The sequence below is a fragment of the Citrobacter sp. Awk 4 genome, from assembly GCF_028069725.1.
Taxonomy (GTDB): domain Bacteria; phylum Pseudomonadota; class Gammaproteobacteria; order Enterobacterales; family Enterobacteriaceae; genus Citrobacter_D.
Genome location: NZ_JANEWG010000183.1, coordinates 1 through 245 on the forward strand (window position 1 = coordinate 1; position 245 = coordinate 245).

Genomic DNA, 245 nt, shown 5'->3' on the forward strand with positions numbered 1-245 from the left:
CCGGTTTCGCTGTCAGCATACTGCCCGGCGTAGCGCAGGGGCTGATGGGCGAGGGCGGTGTGTTGTAACGCGCCGGTAAAACCTGCCGTCTGATGCCGTACTTCACCGAAGCTGCCGTAATGGCCACTCCAGCGCACGTTGCCGCGTACGTCGGTGACTTCCAGCGGTGCGCCGTTCAGGTCAGTACCGAACCAGTAAATCTCCCCCTGTTTATCGTCGCGCAGATGGTCGATTCGCGCCAGCGG

At 62.4% G+C, this 245-nt stretch carries 1 protein-coding gene; it reads right to left on the minus strand.

Annotated features, from left to right (window positions below):
* The coding region (locus NNO04_RS22745; protein WP_271446551.1) for an RHS domain-containing protein at positions 1–245 on the minus strand (245 nt) is incomplete at both ends.